Source organism: Candidatus Polarisedimenticolaceae bacterium, assembly GCA_036275915.1.
Classification (GTDB): domain Bacteria; phylum Acidobacteriota; class Polarisedimenticolia; order Polarisedimenticolales; family DASRJG01; genus DASRJG01.
Map to the genome: position 1 here is coordinate 162,900 of DASUCV010000022.1, position 15,999 is coordinate 178,898.

Consider the following 15,999-nt stretch of genomic DNA (forward strand, 5'->3'; position numbering starts at 1 on the left):
GCTTTTAGAAGAAAAAGCAGGATGTCCCCATTACGGCGGACAAGGGGTGATCGTCTGCACAGGCTGGCAGACGGTCGCGCCCGGCGGACGCTCGCCGCTCGTCGCGAAGCCGTAGCTCCCCTCCTCGGCGTCGTTCATCGGAACGACGAGGTAGTAGTCGCTCCCCGCCGCGGGCGTCACCTCCTCGGTGAGCGCCGGCGGGCTGTCATGGCACTTCTTCGCGGTGTGGCTGAAGAACGAGCCGATCGTGCCCTCGTAGATCCCGTAATCCGTCGCGCCGTCGGAGCAGCTTCCCGTCCAAGTGAGCGTGAGGTCGCCGGGCGTGATCGTCGACTTGTCGACGTGGAGCGTCGGCGGGATGCGGCCGGGGTTCGCCGCCGCGGCGAAGTCGTCGACGACGCTCGATGCGGGCCACGAGACGAGCGTGTCGAACGGGGCGAAGGAGACGCCATCCCAGGACACGAGGGTCCCGCGGAGGTACGTCGCCGCGCCGATCGTCGTCGGGACGTCGAAGGCGAGGACGATCTTCCCGCCGATCCGGTCGGCACCCACGACGTTCGTGGATGCAGGAAGTCCCGCCGCCGAGGCGTCGAACGCCAGGACCGGAGCGCCGAGCGCCCACGCGGCGCAGCCGGGCACGCCGGTCGGTTTGAAGCGGACGAGATCGCCCGGGCCAAACGTGGTGGCGCCGATCGTCGTCGGGACGTCGAAGCTGACGACGAGGTTGCCGGTGTCGCCCCCCTCGAGATAGATCGCGTCGACGTTCGATCCGTCGGGGATCCCCACCGACGCGCCGCAGAAGAAGAACGAGTACGTCGCCGCGCTGTCGCGGCGGATGACGTCCCGCGGGTCCGCGGGCGTGGCAAGGGCGCCCCCGAGGTTATTGTGTGCCTCGACCGAGAAGAGCCAGTTCCCCGGCTTGTCCATCTTCTCGAGGGCGTCGACCATCGGATTCCCCGGGATCGTGAAGACCGGTGCCGGCGTGTAGAGCCCGGCCCCGTAGTGAATGACGTCCGCGGCGGTGAACACCGCGGGCCCTCCTCCAGGATTGTTCGTCGGCACATCGGGCACGAACCCGATGGGGACGGCGGCCGCGGCCGCGGAGAACGCCGCGACGACGGCCGCTGAAACCGCAAGGTGTTTGAGCATGGCGCCTCCGCTCAGAAGATCGGAGGTCCGGGAATCAGGTTGCCGCTCGAACTGGTGTTCGGCGTGCCGCAGGCGGCCGCGGTGTTGCACGAGTTCGGGCCGGAGGCGCCTGCACCGAAGACGGCGCAGGCGCCGCAGAACGCCGGGAAGACGGCCCCTGTGTTCCCGCGCGCCGTGTTGCGCCCGAAGGTGTTCGAGCACGCCGCGGGGCCGCAGTAGTGGATCCCGATCCCGGAGTTCGCGTTCGTCACGTTCGTCTCGGCGACGTTCTCCGGGCTCTCGATCATGATCCCGCTGCCGCCGCTGGGGAGCGCGCCGGTGCCCGACCCCGTCGCGACGTTGTGGAGCAGGAAGTTGTCGCTGCTCCCCGGATCCAGGTGGATCCCGTTCCCTCCCGCCGTCCGGATCACGTTGTCGAGGAGCTTGTTCCCCTTGGAGGCGATGAGGTTGATCCCATCGGACTTCGACTTCTCGATCGTGTTCTCGGAGAGCAGCGAGCCGCCGCAGGAGGCGAGCGCGATCCCCGTTCCGGGAAACGCGCCGCCCGCCCCCGTGCCGGGCTCTTCGATGCGATTGTTCGTGATCGCGACGCTCGAGCAATTGGTCGTGACGACGATCGCCGCCGAGGTCTTGCGCAAGAGGTTGCTCTCGATCGATCCGTGCTTGGTGAACGCCGGCCCGTCCCACGAGATGCCCTCGGCCGCGGTGTCGGTGATCTCGTTCCAGCGGAGCGCCGCGCCCTCGACATCGCCGAGGTGAATGCCCGCCCCGGCCGGATCGTGGATCTTGACGCCTTCGATGTCGACCTTGCGCGTCGGGCCCGGGACGTCGATGCCGACGGCTCCGCCCATGAGCACGCCGTTCCGGATCGAGGTGTGATCGCTGCCCCCGGCGACGCTGATGACCGGCGACCCCGCGGCGCCGGTGATCGTGAAGCCGTTGAGATCGAGATCGACGTTCGGCGCGCCTATGACGATGACGGCTCCGCCACCACCCGCGATGTTCCGGGTCACGATGTACTTTCCGTCGGCCGCGAGAACGGTCCCGGGGGCCCAGACCGGGATCCTCCCTTCCGCGGCGAGGGCAGCCCCTGTGAGGACAGTGAACACGAGAAGGATCGAGACGCGGACGAGTCTTCGCTGCATGGATGCCTCCCTCGGGAGCGCAAGCAGCCTCTCGCCGCGGTACGCCGGCAATGACGCTGCCAGCGACCCCCCACAGTCGTTGTTGGCTCGGGTCCGTGCGGACCGACGGGCGAGTTCTACGCTTTTCGGGATGCCGGTTCCATCGTGAATCGGCGAGGCCTCGCCATCCGTTCGGATGCGGTTCGACGGCTCCGACAATAGTTAGATCCAAACAGCAAGCGCCGCGCTCGAAGCCTTCACCGCTTATACTCAGCGGTCCACGGGAGGACAGATCACATGAGCGGTATTCGCGTGTTGGTCGGCACACGGAAGGGTGCGTTCATCATCACGGGCGACGGCAAGCGCGACAAGTGGGACGTGCAGGGCCCTTTCTTCGCGGGATGGGAGATGTACCACCTGAAGGGCTCGCCCGCCGATCCGAACCGCATCTACGCGTCGCAGACGAGCGGCTGGTTCGGACAGCAAGTGCAGCGGTCGGACGACGGCGGGAAGAACTGGGAGCCGGTCGGGAACCAGTTCACCTACGAGGGCACGACGGGCACGCACCAGTGGTACGACGGCACGCCGCACCCGTGGGAGTTCAAGCGCGTCTGGCACCTCGAGCCTTCGCTCACGGACCCGGACACCGTCCTCGCCGGCGTCGAGGACGCCGCGATCTTCAAGTCGACCGACGCGGGGAAGACGTGGAAGGAGCTGCCGGGCTTGAGAGGTCACGGCACCGGCTCGCAGTGGATGCCCGGCGCCGGCGGCATGGGCCTTCATACGATCCTGCTCGATCCGGGGAATCCGAACCGCATCTTCATCGCGATCTCCGCGGCGGGAGCGTTCCGCAGCGACGACGCCGGAAGCTCCTGGCGTCCGATCAACAAGGGGCTCGTGTCGAACTTCATGCCGAACCCGACCGCCGAGGTCGGCCACTGCGTCCACCGGATCGCGCTCCACCCGAAGCGGCCCGACACGCTCTACATGCAGAAGCACTGGGACGTGATGCGCAGCGACGACGGCGGCAACCAGTGGCACGAGGTCAGCGGCAACCTGCCGACCGACTTCGGCTTCGTCGTCGACGTCCACGCGCACGAGCCCGAGACGATCTACGTCGTCCCGATCAAGAGCGACGGGGAGCACTTCCCGCTCGACGGGAAGCTCCAGGTCTACCGCAGCAAGACCGGCGGGAACGAGTGGCAAGCGTTGACCAAGGGCCTGCCGCAGAAGAACTGCTACGTGAACGTCCTGCGCGACGCGATGGCGATCGACGGCCTCGACCCGTGCGGCGTCTACTTCGGCACGACCGGCGGACAGGTCTACGTCTCCGCCGACGCCGGCGACAGCTGGGCCCCGATCGTGCGCGACCTTCCCGCCGTCCTGTCGGTCGAGGTGCAGACCCTCTCATGATTCACGTCGTGGTGCCGGCGCCGCTGCGCCGGCTCGCGCGCATCGAAGGCGAGATCGTGCTCGAGGTGGCGGGCCCGGTGACCCAATGCACCGTGCTCGACGCGCTCGAGGCGCGCTACCCCTCGCTCAAGGGCACGACGCGCGACCATGTCACGAAGAAGCGCCGCGCGTTCATCCGCTTCTTCGCGTGCGGCGAGGACCTCTCGAACGAAGCGATCGACGCGCCGCTCCCCGACGCCGTCGCGCGCGGCGACGAGCCCTACCTCGTCGTCGGCGCCATCGCCGGCGGCTGATTTTCAGAGGGGACAGCTTCCGAAACTCGCACTTCAGAGTTTCGGAAGCTGTCCCCTCTGAAATCGGTGCCTGTCCCCTTATTTCAACCGCTCGACGCGCGCGAGCGCGGGATCATTCGGCCTCGAGGACGAACCCGCCGCTGCACGGGGCCGCCCCGTAGTCGAGCACGATCTGCCGCGCCCGCTGCTCGACCCCGAAGTCGGGCCAGTACGGCGCATCGACGACCGTCACGGCCGCGGCGGTCCTGAGGCGCACGCGCACTCCGTCTCCCACGATGAGATGGTCGCCGCCGGCTCGAGCGAGGTCGAGCCCCGGGGCGAGGAGCAGGCGCGCGACCGCAGCCTGCCCCGCTCCGCCCGCCACGCGGTCCTCGACCGCGATCACGTGCGACCGCACGTCGAAACGGCGGACATGGCGGGGGCCGCCGGCGAGCTCGGCGTAGCCATCATGCGATCCTTCGAGCACGAACCCCAGGGCTCGACGCTCGTAGAGCCCGACGGTGACGCGCGGCCGCCGCGCCACGCGGAACGCGCTCCAGAACTCGGCCTGGTCGCCGCCGTCGAGCGTCACCGTGTTGTGCGCGGCGGTGCTCCTCGATCTCGCCCGATCGGGCCCCACCGCATATTCCAAGACGCCCGTATCCACGACGACGCGCCGTCCACCCACCGACCATTCGAACGAGAGCACGTCGCCGTGCGCGTGCGCGGGCAGATGGTCGGGACCGATCGGACCGCAATCGACGAGCGCAAGCTCGCCCGCGCCGCGGAGGCCAAAGTATCCCGCCGCCGGAAGATCGAAGAGCGGCCTCGCCACGATCGCCGTGCCGAGCTGCCGCGCGATCGCATCCAGAACGGTGGACGGCGCGTAGGCCATGTGCAGGCCGCCGTCGTTGAAGAGGCTCGACAGGCCGTCGGGATGCGTCGTGTCGGCGAGCGCCTGCCCCGCGCGCCCGAGCGCCGCGGCGAGCGAGTCCTTCCCGAGCCCTTCCGGATGCACGGTCCAGCACTCGACGAGGTCGGCCGTGACCTGCGCGTGGTAGGCGGGGCTTCGCTCGAAGTGGAGCCCGTCCGGCAGCAACTGCTCGGGAAGCTCACGCGCGAGCACCTTCATGCCCAAGGCACTCCAGCGCACCGCGGCCTCGCCCGTGAAGAACCGTCCCGCCCAGAGGAGCGCTTTCACGTTCTTCAGGAGATGGTTGCCGCCGATGTCGGTCTCGAGGTTCCGCTCGAGGAACGCGAGCTGCCGTGCGAGCGACCCGATGAGGCGCCTCCCGAACGGCGATGCGGCATCGGGGCGTCGTGCGGCCCACTGCTGCATCCAGACGACCGACCGGATCGAGACCGCGAACGAGTTCCAGTCCGACGTCCAGTAGCGCGGGCCGTACGGCGGGTTGCGCTCGATCCAGTCGTCGACGATCGCCGCGAACGCCGCGTCGTCGACCGCTTCGAGGAACTCCATGTAGTGCAGCGTGAGCCGGGCGAGAGGCGTGCCGTGAGGCCAATCGAAGTCGCGCCAGACGATCGGCGGCGTCAACGCGTGCGCATGGCTCAGGAAGCGCGCCTGCCAGCGGCCGTTCTCGCGGGTCGCCAGCTCCGTGCGCGCCGGGAAGACGGGCGTTGGAAGGTCGGGTGCCAGCGCAGGAGCCTCGGCGAGCCGGCCGCCGAGCGGAAGGCGCTCGGCGACGCGGCGCTTCGCCGTGAGACCGAGCCGCCTGACGAGCTGCCTCGCGCGCGTGTGGCGGACGCTCTCGAACATCCATCGCGCGCGGCTCATGCGCTCGTGAGACTAGCAGAAGCTATGCGCCGGCCGACTTCAGAAGGAACGCCTGCCATCCACGCTCGAACTCTTCGGGAGTCACGTGAAGAACGGCGCTCGTGTCGCCATTTTTCCGGATGAGGTCGCGCAGGGCGCGGATGCCCCAATGCTTCACGATGTAGTCGCCGATCGTGTAGCCGACCTCGTAGATCCGCGTGTCGTTCAAGCGGTTCAGCTCGGCGAGCGACGGCGGCTTCCGGTCCATGAGATAGGGGATGCTCGAGAGGTCGGCGTTCTGCCCCGCTTCGTAGACGGAGACCGCCTCCCAGAGCCAACGCGGGTGATTCGCGAAGTCGGGATTCATGTGCAGGGTGACCGTGTGGACGAACTCGTGGACGACGTCCTTCATCCGGCGGTTGTAAGGCCCCCACTCGGCGAGGTTCGGTGACATGCAGTGGATCGCCCTCTCCGAGGTCACGAGGCCGTACGCCCACGCCGGGACGAAGCCGATGATCGGGCGCGCCGCGTCTTCCATCGAAGCGTGATCGAGATAGAAGGTGACGTCGACGCGCGGCATGTCGTGAACGTCAAGGGAGTCGAGGACCGTGAGGCGCCCTCGCTCGAGATTGCGTGCCGTGTCGTAGATCGACTCCGCGTCGATCGCGAAGTAGTGGAAGGTGAAATTGCGCGTCCGCAGCTCGCCCGGGGCCGCGGCTCGGACCGCGAGCGTCAGGGCGAGGACGAGGGCGATCCGCATCCCGCTGCGCATGCCGACGATCATGTCACGGACAGGCGCTGCTCGTTCTCTCGGTTCCCCCGGTTTGGAAGCCGTAGCTTCCCGCGCCGCACGAGTTGTTCCCGTGGAAGAGATAGTAAAACCCGTGCCCCGCTGCGGGGACGTTCGCATCCGGCCCCCAGGGCAGCTCCGCGAGCGAGTCGGTGCCGCCGAGCGCGGCCTTGCACTGCCCCGCGCTCCCCGCGCCGTAGAGATCCCGTACCTCCGCCGCGGTGAGGGCACGGTTCCAGATCTGGACCTCGTCGATCTGCCCTCTCCAGTTGGACCCGCCCCCGACGTACTGGCCGATGTAGACCGGGAGGCTCACCGCCCCCGGCGCCGTGAACGCGTCGGAGGCGACCGGGCTGCCGTCGACGTACAGGGTGCCGGTCGTGCCGTCATACGTGCCGACGACGAATTGCCAGCGGTCGGGGACGATCGTTCCCCCCTGCGCGGCCCCGTACGGCGCGACGGCGTTGTGAACGATGAACTTGTATTCGGTGCCGGTGCTGTCCGCCCCGAGCTCGAACGACGAGCCGAAGTTGTTCTCGACGATGCGGCGGTAAGCGCCTTGAATGACGACGTCCGACACCACCCACGCCGCGACGCTGAAGGTGGTCGGCACCGCGACGCCCGACGGGGTCCGCACGCGGGCGGCGACGCCGTCGAGGTGGAACCCCTGAAGGACGGCGCCGGGACCCACGGTGGCACCGTTCTCGAGCACCCCGTTGACGCCGCCGACGAGCGCGTTCGCGTTGCCGTCACCGGGCCACCAGTCGATCAGGCCGGAGGGAGGCGGCGTGCAGCGCGCGAAGCATTGCTGGATGCCCGATGGAACGGGAAGCTCGTTCAAGTTCCCTCGGATGATGTCGTAGGTTGTCGCCGGCCCGTCGATCCCCTCCTCCGCGCACCAGTCCATCCGATGCTTCGAATCGAACACGAGCCCGGGATAGTCCCCGGGCTTCGCGAACGTCTGCGCGTCGGCGGGGGCGCAATCGCACGCGTCTCCGATCCCGTCGGCATCTGTGTCTAACTGCGAGCCGTTGGCGACGAACGGGCAGTTGTCTTCGAAATCCTTGCGGCCGTCGCCGTCGGAGTCTCCCTTGCACAATCTATGACCCCGCGCGCTGACGAGCTGGCGGATCTCGCAGCTCGTGAGCGCCCGCCCGAAGACGATCGGCTCGTCGATCGTGCCGTCGAAGTACCCCTGGAACGCATTGATGCCGTTGTCGTCGGCGCCGATGATGAGGGGGTTCGAGTCGTAAGGGATCGGGTTCACCGGCCCGTTCGCGGTCGCGACGATCGCGCCGTCGACGTAGAGGCGGATGAGGTTGCCGTCCCACGTGACCGCCGTATGAAAGAAGCGTCCGGTGGGCAGCGCCGTCGGCGCGACCGCCTCGGCGATGCCGAAGCTGCCGCCGTGCAACACCCCTCCGGAGAGCCACAGGCAGTAGGAATCCACGGTCCCGGTCCCGTCCTGCTTGCAAATGACGGCGTCTTCTGAGGGGAGCGTGTCCATCTGGATCCACGCCGCCAAGGTGAAGTGTTGAGGGCGCAGGCTGGGAGCGTCCGCGATGTCGACGCGGTCGTTGACCCCGTCGAGGACGAACGCCTGCCCGTCGACCCCCGGCCCGAACGCGATCCCGTTCATGAGGGCGCCGTTGTTGGCGTTCGACGTCAGGTCGTTGCCGTCCCCCTCGCCCGGCCACCAGCCCACCGCACCCTTCGGAAGCTGGTCGCAGGTCTGGGCGAGCGCCGCGGCCGGAAAGACGGCCAGGGCCGCAGCGAGGCACACGCGCGCGACATGCATGGATCCACCCCCACCGGCACCGACCCCTTGTCGTACGGCGGCCGGATCGCTCCGTCAAGTCCTTGCGGACAGGAACGCGGTCGATTCCGTCCCCAGTCGCCGTCCCACCGCCTCGGCGATGCGCCGCCAGGTCGGGACAGCGCCGGCGAAACACGGGAGCGTGAGGCTCTGACGGCCGTCCGAAAGCGCCCGGTCCGGATCGGGGTGGACCTCGACGAGGAGCCCGTCGCTTCCCGCCGCGATCGCGGCGCGAGCGAGCGCATCGACCAGCTCGCGCCGCCCGGCGGCGTGAGACGGGTCGACGATCACGGGAAGGTGCGAGCGCGCGCGGAGCACCGGCACCGCGCTGACGTCGAGCGTGTTGCGCGTCGCGGTCTCGAAGGTCCGGATGCCGCGCTCGCAGAGCACGACGCGCGGGTTGCCGTTCGCGACCACGTACTCCGCCGCGAGGAGCAGCTCGTCGAGCGTGCCCATGTGGGAGCGCTTGAGGAGGACCGGCCGCGGCTGGCGGCCGCATGCCGCGAGCAGGCGGAAGTTCTGCATGTTGCGCGCGCCGATCTGGAGCATGTCGGCCCAGCGCGCGACGAGCTCGACATCCTCGGTGGCGACGACTTCGCTGACCACGGGCAGGCCGGTCTCCTCGCGCGCGACGGCGAGCAGGCGGAGTGCCGTCTCGCCGAGCCCCTGAAAGCCGTAGGGCGAGGTGCGCGGCTTGAAGGCGCCGCCGCGGAGCAGGCGCGCACCCGCCGCGCGGACGCCGCGGGCCGCGGCGACGATCTGCTCCTCGGACTCGACCGAGCAAGGGCCCGCGATGACGACGACCTCGTCGCCGCCGATCGTGACCCCCGCCACTTTCACGGTCGAGGTCTCCGGGTGGTGCTCGCGGGAGACGAGCGCGTACGGCGGGACGTCGCGCCGCGTCTCGCGCACGCCGGGCCACGACGCCAGGCGCGACGCGAGATCGTCGTCGCACGGGCCGAGCACGCCGACGATCGTCTCGCCGTCGAGCGTGCCGACGCTCACGCGGTGCCCTTCGGACTCGAGGAAGCGGACGATGTCGGCCTTCTCCTTGAGCGACACGCCGCGCGCGAGGATCGCGATCATGCGAGGACCCCCCGGAGGAACGCCGCCGGCTCGTCGCCGCGCTCGATCGCCTCGATGAGCGCCGAGCCGACGACGACGCCGTCGGCCGGCGGAGCGACCGCGTGGACGTCCTCGCGCGTGCGGACGCCGAACCCGGCGAGGACCGGGCACCGCGCCGCCGCGCGGACGCGGGCCAGATAGCCCCGCGCGCCGGAGAGATCGGCATCGCCGCGCCCCGTCGTGCCGTTGATCGCGACCGCGTATACGAACCCCTCGGCTTCGGCGGCGATCGCCGCCGCGCGCTCGGGGTCGGTGGCCGGAGACACGAACGAGATCAGGGCGATCCCTCGCTCGGCGAGGGGCCCGGCGAGGAGGTCCCGCTCCTCGCGCGGAAGATCGGGGACGATCACCCCGTCGATCCCGTCGAGGCGGTCGACGCCGTGCGCGAGCAGCGGGTTCAGATAGCTCATGAGCAGGATCGGCACCGTCGCACCGCGCACCGCCTCCAGGATCGAGGCGATCGTGACCCCTGCCTCGAGCGCCGCGCGGCTCGCGCGCTGGATCGTCACGCCGTCGGCCATCGGATCGGTGAACGGCACGCCGATCTCGACGACGTCCGCGACGCCGGCGACCTCGTCGAGGTGCCGGCGGAAGGACTCCCGGCCCGGATAACCCGCGGTGAGGAATGCGGCGAGCGCCGGCCGTCCGGACACTTCCCGCAGCGCCGCCTCGATCCGCAAGGCTCCCGCCGTCATGCGTCCAGGTCCTTGTCGCCGCGTCCCGACACACCGACCACGAGAAGCGCGCCCGGCCTCGCCGCAGCGAGGCGGCGCGCACCCGCGAGCGCGTGCGCCGACTCGAGCGCCGGCAAGACCCCTTCGAGACGGCAGCAGAGGTCGAGCGCGCCCTGCGCCTCGCGATCCCCGATCGCCTCGTAACGGACGCGCCCCGCCGCGGCGAGCGCGGCGTGCTCGGGACCGACGCCGGGGTAGTCGAGGCCCGGCGCGATCGAATGCGCATCGACGATCTGACCGAACTCGTCCTGAAGCACGAGCGAGCGGGCGCCGTGGAGCACGCCGGGCGTTCCCCTCGTGCACGTCGCGGCATGCTCGCCGGGCGCTGCGCCGCGCCCTCCGGCCTCGTAGCCGTGGAGCGCGACGCCCTCGTCGCCGAGGAACCCGTGGAAGAGCCCGATCGCGTTCGAACCGCCGCCGACGCACGCCGCCACCGCGTCCGGCAGGCGGCCGCGGGCGGCGAGGATCTGCGCGCGCGCCTCGTTCCCGATGACCGACTGGAAGGCCCGCACGAGCCACGGGTAGGGATGCGGGCCGACGACCGACCCGATGAGGTAGTAGAGGCCGTCGGGATCGCCGACCCAAGCCCTCATCGCCTCGTCGATCGCGGCGCGCAGGGTGCGGTCGCCCGACGCGACCGGCACGAGCTCCGCGCCGAAGCGCTCGATCCGCGCCGCGTTCGCGCGTTGTCGAAGGACGTCGTCGGTACCCATGTAGACGCGGCACGGAAGCCCGGCCCGCGCGCAGGCGGCCGCGACGGCGACGCCGTGCTGGCCCGCGCCGGTCTCGGCGACGACGCGCGCGGCGCCGAGACGCCGGGCGAGGAGCACCTGCCCGACGGCGTTGTTGATCTTGTGCGCGCCGGTGTGGCAGAGATCCTCGCGCTTGAGCCAGATCTCAGCACCGAAGGACTCGGAGAGTCGATCGGCGCGCCCGAGCGGGGTCGGCCGCCCCACCCAGTCTCGAAGCGCCGCGTCGAGGGACGCCTGGAACGCCGGATCGGCCAGCGCCGCCGTCGCCTCGCGATCGAGGCGCCGGAGCGCGGCGACGAGCGTCTCCGGAACGAACGCGCCCCCGAATTCGCCGTAACGCCCGCGCGGTCCGGGATGCGCCGGGAGCAGAACGCTCATCCTCGCGCCTCCCGGACGAGCCGCGTCTCGCGTCCCGCGTCGATCATCGCCGCGAGCCTCGGCCCAGGATCGGGATCGCGCATGAGCGCCGTGCCGGCGAGGACGGCGCGGCAGCCCGCCGCCGCGGCGCGCGCGGCGTCGAACGGCGTTCCCGCCCCGCTCTCGGCGACGACGATCGCGCGCGATGCGGCCCGCGGCGCGAGGCGCTCCCACCGGCGCTCATCGACCTCGAGCGTCTCGAGGTCGCGGGCGTTGATCCCGACGAGCGCCGGAGCCTCCGCCGCCTCGGCGGCCACGACGGCACGCTCGAGCTCGGTCTCGTCGAACGCCTCGACGAGCGCGAAGAGGGAGAAGCGCCAAGCCGCGTCGAGCATCTCGCCGAGCGCCCCGCCGGGGAGGAGGCGCACGATGAGGAGCACGCCGGCCGCTCCACGATCGCGCGCCTCGGCGACCTGGTAGGGATCGACGAGGAAGTCCTTGCGGATCACCGGGATCGTCGTGGCGAGCGCCAGGCCCTCGAGGAGGAGGAGCGACCCGCCGAACGCCGACGGCTCGGTGAGCACGGAGATCGCTGCGGCGCCGGCGCCGGCGTACCGGCGCGCTCGCGCGATGAGCGCGTCGCCGCCGCCCGGGCCGACCGGAGCGAGCGGCCCCGCCGACGGGCTCGCCGGCTTGATCTCCGCGATCACGTCGAAGCGCGGGTGAAGGCGCAGCGGCGGCGGTAGCGGGCGCAGGCTCGCGCGGCGGACGAGCTGCGATTCGCTCAAGCGCCCGCGCGCCTCGACCACGCGCGCACGGCTGCCCGCCGCCATCCGTGAGAGGAAGTCACGCATCGTGCCTCCATGCGGCGAGCCGCGTCAGGAGCGCGGAGGCGCTCCCGTCGTCGATCGCCGCCGCCGCGAGGGGAACCGAGTCGTCGTGGCCCGAGACCTCGAGCGCCAGCGCCGCGCCGAGGACGAGCGCGTCGCGATGCGGACCCCTCTCGCCGGAGAGCGCGCGCCGCAACGCGAGCGCATTGAACGAGGCATCGCCTCCCCGAAGATCGCCCGGAGCGCAGCGGGGAAAGCCCGCGGCGAGCGGATCGCGCTCGGTGCGCTCGATCCGGCCTGCGCTCACGTCGTAGAGGACGAACGGTCCGATCGGCGTCGGCTCGTCCCACGCCGCAGCCCCGTGCACGACGAAGACGCGACGGAACGGCAGATCCGCCGCGACCTCGGCGATGAGACGCGCCGCCGCCGGCGTCGCGGCACCGATCAGCGCGTACGCCGGACCGGCCGGATTGCAGAGCGGACCCAGCAGGTTGAAGACGGTGCGCGTCCCGAGCGCCCGGCGCACCGGGCCGACGCCCGCGAGCGCGGGATGGAACGACGGCGCGTGGAGAAACGTGAACCCGGTCGCCTCGAAGAGCGATCGTGCGGCCGCCTCCCCGTCCGGCAGCGGCACGCCGAGCGCGGCGAGGACGTCCGCCGCGCCCGAGCGTCCCGACACCGCGCCGCTCCCGTGCTTGGCGACCGGCGCCCCGGCCGCCGCGGCGAGGAGCGCGGCGCCGGTCGAGAGGTTGAAGCTCCGCGCGTGATCGCCGCCGGTGCCGACGACGTCGACGAGATCCGCGTCGCCGAGATCGCAGCGGCTCATCGACGCTCGCATCGCCCGCGCGAGCCCGCGAAGCTCGCTGGCCGACTCCCCCTTCGTGCGAAGCGCCGCGAGGTAAGCGCCGGCGAGCGCCGCCGACGTTCCCGGGCTCGCGAGCGCGGCGAAGAGGTCGCCCGCCTCCGCCTCGTCGAGGTCGGAGGCCGCCATGAGGCGCTCGAGGATCGGGGTCATGCGCGGCCCAGGTCGAGGAAGTTCGCGAGCAAGGTCGCCCCTTCGGGCGTCAGCACGCTCTCGGGGTGGAACTGAACCCCCTCCACCGGAAGGCTCGCATGGCGGAGGCCCATGACCTCCCCCGCCGAGGTGTACGCGCTCACGGCGAGCTCGGAGGGCAGGCCTTCCTCGGAGACGGCGAGGGAGTGATAGCGCCCTCCCGCGAACGGGTTCGCGAGCCCTTCGTAGAGGGTGCGGCCGTCGTGGTAGACCGGCGACGCCTGTCCGTGGACCACCTCGGGGGCATGGACGACGCGTCCGCCGAACAGGAGCGCCAGCGCCTGATGCCCGAGGCAGACGCCGAGCGTCGGTACGCGAGGAACGAGCGCCTCGAGGATCGCGAGCGTGGCACCCGCCGACTCCGGCCGCCCCGGGCCGGGCGAGACGACGAGGTGCGAAGGACCGAGATCGACCGCTTCCGCGGCACCGATCGCGTCGTTGCGACGAACGTCGACCGAGGCGCCGAGACCGAGAAACGCCTGCGCAAGGTTCCACGTGAACGAGTCGTAGTTGTCGACGATCAGAACGTGGGCGCGCATGCCGCCTCCTCGAGCGAGAGCGCCGCCCGCATGATCGCGGCCTTCGCGAGGATCTCGTCGTGCTCGCGCTCCGGCACGCTCCCCGCGACGATCCCGGCACCGGCCTGGAACGAGACCTCGCCCTCGTGGAACGCGAGGGTTCGGATCGTGATCGCCTGATCGAGCGCGCCGCCGTGGCCGAAGTAGCCGACCGTGCCCGCGTAGAACCCTCGCGGCTGCGGCTCGATCGCCTCGATCAGCTCCATCGCCCGCACCTTCGGCGCGCCGGTGACCGTCCCCGCGGGAAACGCCGAGGCGAAGAGATCGAAGGCGTCGGCGTCCGGCCGCAGGACCCCGCTCACGCCGGAGACGAGGTGCATGACGTGGCTGTAGCGCTCGACGATCCGCGACGGATCGACGCGGATCGTCCCCGGCGTCGCGACGCGCCCGAGATCGTTCCTGGCGAGATCGACGAGCATGACGTGCTCGGCCGCCTCCTTGGGATCCGCGAGCAGATCGTCCTCGAGCGTCCGGTCGGCCGCGGCCCCGGCACCGCGCGGCCGGGTCCCGGCGATCGGCCGGAGCGAGGCGACGCGGCCCTCGAGCTTGACGAGCGCCTCGGGGGAGCTGCCCGCGAGCGAGGTGTCGCCGAACTTCAGGAAGAACGTGTACGGCGAAGGATTGACGCGGCGGAGGATCCGGTAGACCTCGAACGGATCGCCGTCGAACGGCCCGCGGAAGCACGACGAGAGGACGATCTGGAACACCTCGCCGTCGCGGATCGCGCGCTGTGCCGTGCGCACGGCGTCGAGGAACGCCGGTCGATCGACGCTCGGCACCGGCTCCGCACGCAATCCTCCGGGGCGCCTCTCGGGGATGCCGCCGTGGAGCGCGCGCACGATCTCCTTCCTGAGGGCGGCGCGCTCGGCGGCGGGCCCGGCATGACGGAGCGCGGCCCGCCGCGTGACGTGGTCGAAGACGAGAACGGAGCGCGGGGCGAGGAGGAGAGCATCCGGACCGTTCCCCGATGCGGGGAGGCGCTCGAGTCTCCTCGTCGCGCCGTAACCGATCGCGCCGACGAGCCCTCCCGCGAACGGGAGGGCGACCGGCTCGTCGTCCACGAAGCGCGGGGCGCGAGCGAGCGCTGCGCGGAGCCGGTCGAGAAAGGCGGCGGGCGCCGGGGACGATAGCGGATCGCTCGTCGGGGGTGTGACGAGACGGATCTCTTCGGCATCGCCGAATCCCAGGAACGAGTACCGTCCGAGACGCTCGCCGCCCTCCACGCTTTCCAATAGAAACCGGGGACAAAGGGGGGACAGCTTCAAGAACGCCGATACCGGCGTGTCGAGATCGGCCGGAATGTCGAACGTCCTGAAGTCCATGGAGCCTCCGAAGCGCTGAAAACAAAAAAGCCCACCTCCCTCGCGGGAAGTGGGCCGGTTGGAATCGTCCTTTGAAGAAGACCCTAGTCCGTCGCCACCTCCCGGAGGCTCGCGTACCACCACCACGCGTAACGGATCGAGGTCGTCATCTCGCTTACCGTTCTACTTCGGTGATCGTGTGGGCGCAAGTGAAATCTTCGTCGAGTGCGGAGTGGGGGGACGGATTGGGAGAGAAGAACGGCGATGTCCCTCCGGACGGTGGAGAGAAAAGGACCGCGAGTTCGACGCGGAGTCGTGTTGGAAAAGCCTATTGATGCAGCAACTTGCTCAGGCTCGACGCCCTCGCCAAGATCGCCTGAACCGAGTGGGCGGAGCCGTCGGCCGAAGCAGTCTCGGTAACGACGACCGCCACGTCGCAGATTCCATCGCGCCACACCGTGGTGCGCCGGCGCTGGCCCGTCTTGTCGTCGCCCGGCATGGGCCCGTCGCCGTCGGAGAATGGATCGCCGAAACGGTCGTGGAGCTCCGCGCGCAGAGCGTCCGCGGTTTTCGCCGTATAGACGACCTCCCACTTCGCGAGGCCGATCGGCTCGACGACCAAGACCCCGCTGAATTTTCCCGGCTCGACGACCTGCGCCTGTCCTTCGACTTGAATCGTGGCTGAACGGACGGCGAGGATCTCATTCTGGCTCATGCCCAGGCGGTAGCCGTCGAGCGTCCACTTGGTGCAATCGATCTTGTCCGATCGCAGGACCATCCCGATCGGCGCGGGAGGAGGAGGGGCGTCGGAGCCGGCGGAGGCCAACGTCCACACCATGACGCCCAGGACTGCGATGACCCCACGGTGGCCGCGAGCTTGTTGGTCGGCTCTTCGCATGACGCACCCCCGGAACGACTTGCGCCACCTGT

The 15,999-nt window shown here is 70.5% G+C and carries 15 protein-coding genes; 2 read left to right on the forward strand and 13 right to left on the reverse strand.

Annotated features, from left to right (window positions below):
* Positions 1 to 30 precede the first annotated feature (30 nt).
* Both VFV19_17490 and VFV19_17495 read right to left on the reverse strand, forming a co-directional pair.
* A complete protein-coding gene (locus VFV19_17490) occupies positions 31 to 1,149 on the reverse strand; it encodes a hypothetical protein (protein ID HEX4826096.1) in 1,119 nt (372 codons plus the stop codon).
* Positions 1,150 to 1,160: 11 nt separating this feature from the next.
* Positions 1,161 to 2,294, reverse strand: a complete 1,134-nt coding sequence (locus VFV19_17495; protein ID HEX4826097.1) for a right-handed parallel beta-helix repeat-containing protein — start codon at positions 2,292 to 2,294, stop codon at positions 1,161 to 1,163.
* 276 nt (positions 2,295 to 2,570) lie between these two features.
* Between VFV19_17495 and VFV19_17500 the strand changes: the two genes are divergently transcribed.
* Together VFV19_17500 and VFV19_17505 are read left to right on the forward strand one after the other, a co-directional pair.
* Positions 2,571 to 3,686 (forward strand): hypothetical protein, encoded by a 1,116-nt coding sequence (locus tag VFV19_17500; protein ID HEX4826098.1) that lies wholly within the window; start codon positions 2,571 to 2,573, stop codon positions 3,684 to 3,686.
* Complete coding sequence (locus VFV19_17505) at positions 3,683 to 3,979, forward strand: MoaD/ThiS family protein (GenBank protein HEX4826099.1); 297 nt, start codon at positions 3,683 to 3,685, stop codon at positions 3,977 to 3,979. The genes VFV19_17500 and VFV19_17505 overlap by 4 nt, the downstream gene beginning before the upstream one ends.
* Before the next feature lie 112 nt (positions 3,980 to 4,091).
* Here VFV19_17505 and VFV19_17510 read toward each other — a convergent pair whose 3' ends face one another.
* From VFV19_17510 to VFV19_17560, 11 genes are all read right to left on the reverse strand, one after another.
* The gene (locus VFV19_17510) at positions 4,092 to 5,753 is read right to left on the reverse strand and encodes an alginate lyase family protein (protein ID HEX4826100.1); all 1,662 of its coding nucleotides are present in this window, start codon (positions 5,751 to 5,753) and stop codon (positions 4,092 to 4,094) included.
* Between the two features lie 22 nt (positions 5,754 to 5,775).
* Positions 5,776 to 6,516: a hypothetical protein gene (locus VFV19_17515; GenBank protein HEX4826101.1), complete on the reverse strand. Its 741-nt coding sequence runs from the start codon at positions 6,514 to 6,516 to the stop codon at positions 5,776 to 5,778.
* A gap of 1 nt (position 6,517) precedes the next feature.
* Entirely contained in the window at positions 6,518 to 8,320 is a 1,803-nt protein-coding gene (locus VFV19_17520; protein ID HEX4826102.1) for a LamG-like jellyroll fold domain-containing protein, read from the reverse strand.
* Between the two features lie 54 nt (positions 8,321 to 8,374).
* Positions 8,375 to 9,424: a 3-deoxy-7-phosphoheptulonate synthase gene (gene aroF, locus VFV19_17525; GenBank protein HEX4826103.1), complete on the reverse strand. Its 1,050-nt coding sequence runs from the start codon at positions 9,422 to 9,424 to the stop codon at positions 8,375 to 8,377.
* Positions 9,421 to 10,158, reverse strand: a complete 738-nt coding sequence (gene trpA / locus VFV19_17530) for a tryptophan synthase subunit alpha (protein HEX4826104.1) — start codon at positions 10,156 to 10,158, stop codon at positions 9,421 to 9,423. The genes aroF and trpA overlap by 4 nt, the downstream gene beginning before the upstream one ends.
* Entirely contained in the window at positions 10,155 to 11,327 is a 1,173-nt protein-coding gene (gene trpB / locus VFV19_17535; GenBank protein ID HEX4826105.1) for a tryptophan synthase subunit beta, read from the reverse strand. Before trpB ends, trpA begins: the two co-directional genes overlap by 4 nt.
* On the reverse strand, positions 11,324 to 12,160 hold the full coding sequence (locus VFV19_17540; protein ID HEX4826106.1) for a hypothetical protein: 837 nt from the start codon (positions 12,158 to 12,160) through the stop codon (positions 11,324 to 11,326). Before VFV19_17540 ends, trpB begins: the two co-directional genes overlap by 4 nt.
* Entirely contained in the window at positions 12,153 to 13,151 is a 999-nt protein-coding gene (gene trpD / locus VFV19_17545) for an anthranilate phosphoribosyltransferase (protein ID HEX4826107.1), read from the reverse strand. The genes VFV19_17540 and trpD overlap by 8 nt, the downstream gene beginning before the upstream one ends.
* Entirely contained in the window at positions 13,148 to 13,729 is a 582-nt protein-coding gene (locus VFV19_17550; GenBank protein HEX4826108.1) for an aminodeoxychorismate/anthranilate synthase component II, read from the reverse strand. Before VFV19_17550 ends, trpD begins: the two co-directional genes overlap by 4 nt.
* Positions 13,711 to 15,090: an anthranilate synthase component I family protein gene (locus VFV19_17555; GenBank protein ID HEX4826109.1), complete on the reverse strand. Its 1,380-nt coding sequence runs from the start codon at positions 15,088 to 15,090 to the stop codon at positions 13,711 to 13,713. Before VFV19_17555 ends, VFV19_17550 begins: the two co-directional genes overlap by 19 nt.
* Before the next feature lie 307 nt (positions 15,091 to 15,397).
* Complete coding sequence (locus VFV19_17560) at positions 15,398 to 15,967, reverse strand: hypothetical protein (protein HEX4826110.1); 570 nt, start codon at positions 15,965 to 15,967, stop codon at positions 15,398 to 15,400.
* Positions 15,968 to 15,999 lie beyond the last annotated feature (32 nt).